The organism is Candidatus Omnitrophota bacterium, assembly GCA_013791745.1.
Taxonomy (GTDB): Bacteria; CG03; CG03; order CG03; family CG03; genus CG03.
This window is the reverse complement of record VMTH01000060.1, coordinates 1-2,330: the sequence shown is the minus strand read 5'-3', so window position 1 is coordinate 2,330 and position 2,330 is coordinate 1. Positions and strand designations below refer to the sequence as shown.

At 52.1% G+C, this 2,330-nt stretch carries 2 protein-coding genes; both read left to right on the top strand.

Translation table 11 applies throughout. The features are described from left to right. The coding region (gene dnaB, locus FP827_02830; protein MBA3052012.1) for a replicative DNA helicase at window positions 1-1,233 on the top strand (1,233 nt) is incomplete at its 5' end. After that, window positions 1,230-2,315 carry an alanine racemase gene (gene alr / locus FP827_02825; GenBank protein MBA3052011.1) on the top strand — a complete coding sequence of 362 codons (1,086 nt, stop codon included), beginning with the start codon at window positions 1,230-1,232 and terminating at the stop codon, window positions 2,313-2,315. The genes dnaB and alr, both read left to right, overlap by 4 nt. Window positions 2,316-2,330 lie beyond the last annotated feature (15 nt).

Below are 2,330 nucleotides of genomic sequence, written 5' to 3'. Positions count from 1 at the left end.
TCTCTCATAGAACTGCTATCCAATTCCATACCGCTTGACCTGATAACGCTTCAATCGGCTCTGGACAGCAAGCACGAGCTGGAAAAGATCGGCGGAATTGAATATCTTTCATATCTGGTTGAAACTGTCGAGGTGTCCGCGCACGCCGCTGATTACGCGAGGATAGTGAAAGACAAGTATATGCTCAGAAGGCTCATCCAGTCCGGCACCGACATAATAAACATGTGCTTTAAGGACGCCCGGCCCGCCAAGGAGGTCATGGACAGTTCCGCGCAGAGCATAATGCAGGTGACATCGGACCTGACCAGCGCCAGGGACTTTGACACTCTCAGCGGCCTCGGTAAGGATTTTATACGAGGCATCGGCGACGCCCAGCAGAGCGATATAGTGAAATTCGGTTACAAACGGCTGGATACCAAAACCTTCGGCATGGCTCCGGGGCAGCTGATAATCATCGCCGCCCGTCCGAGCGTCGGCAAGACCACTCTGGGGATCAATATCTGCATGAATGTAGCCGAGCAGCTTGTCAAAAAACACAAAGACAGCAAAGCGCCGGCCGTGTGCGTTTTCTCCCTGGAGATGACTTCATCCGAGATCTTCAGACGGATCCTCGCCGCCGAAGCCCATATTTCAGGGAACAGCCTCAGGTACGAGACCCTTGACCAGTGCATCACCAGCCAGATGGAAGACAAGATAAACACCACCGTCAACAAACTCATGAATTATCCGGTTTTTATAGATTCCGCATCTTCTCCGTCGGTGCTCGAGATGAAAACCCGCGCGCGGAAACTCGCCTCGGAAAGAGGGCTGGCTCTGATAATCATAGATTACCTCCAGCTCATGTCTGCGGATGACAGATACAGCAGGCAGGGCAGACAGTTCGAAATATCCAAAATATCAAGGGACTTAAAAATCATGGCAAAAGAGCTCGGTGTTCCCATCATCGCCCTTTCTCAGCTTTCCAGGGAAGTCACAAAGCGCACAGGCAAGGGCAGCCGTCCGAGGCTGTCGGATCTGCGGGATTCCGGAGCCATTGAGCAGGACGCCGATCTTGTGCTCTTTCTTCACAGGCAGGATGATTTCGACGAGAATGTTCCCAACCCTGTGATGGAAGTGATAATAGGAAAACAGAGAAACGGCTCCACCGGCACGATAGAGCTGAAATTCATGCAGAAATTTTCTCTGTTCACCGAACTGGAAAGGCCGATGGGCGAAGACACGACCGATGTATGATTAGGCCCACTTACTGCAGAATAGATCTGGATAGGCTCAAAACAAATTACCGCCGCATTTCCCGTAAAAAACCGGTGATAGCGGTGGTGAAAGCAGGAGCTTACGGCCACGGCGCCGTCGAGGTATCGCGGGCCCTTGAGTCGGAGGGCGTGAAAATATTCGCCGTCGCGCTCATTGAAGAGGGTATTGAGCTGAGAAAAGCGGGTATAAAAGGCTCTATTCTCATAGGCGGCAGTATTTATCCTTTCGCCAATTTTAAAGAAGTGCTGAAATACCGCCTCACGCCGACAATAGCTTCCCTTGATTCGGGCAGGGCCCTTTCGCAGATGGCGCGTTCCCCTTATCCTTCTCACATCAAAGTGGATACGGGAATGAACAGGATAGGTTTCGGATACAGGGGCGCTTATGACAATATTGTCAAACTCTCAAAAATGAAGAATTTAAAAATTGAGGGCATATACACGCATTTTCCCTGCGCTGACACGGACAGGAAGTTGACTCTGACTCAGGCGGAAAATTTCAGGGAGCTGATAAAAAAACTCAAGGCGTCCGGCATTTCTCCGAAGGTACTGCATGCGTCCAACACCGCGGCCCAGACTTTTATGCGCAACACCTTCACCCATTTCAGGCCGGGCCTGGGGCTTTACGGCCTCAAGCCTTTTCCTTCGTACAGCGGCGTTTTGCCTGTTATGAGTTTTTTGAGCAGGATCGTTTACATAAGGAAGATAAAGCGCGGCGAAAGGGTATCCTACGGCGGCGACTGGAAGGCTCGCAGGGATTCCGTTATCGCGACGCTCCCCGCCGGTTACGCCGACGGCATCAGGCGCGAACTTTCCAAAGGCGGCGAGGTGCTGATCCGCGGAAGGCGCTTCCCGATAGCCGGACGCGTCTGCATGGATATGACGATGATAGATGTCACGGATCTGCCTTCAGTGGGCATCGGCGATGAGGCTGTGTTCATGGGCGGGCAGGGCAAAGAAGAGATCAGCGCCTCGCAAATAGCGGATCTGGCGGGCACCATCAATTATGAGATATGCTGCGGTATCTCATCCCGTGTGCCGCGTGTGTATACGAACTTATAATGAACAAATATATGG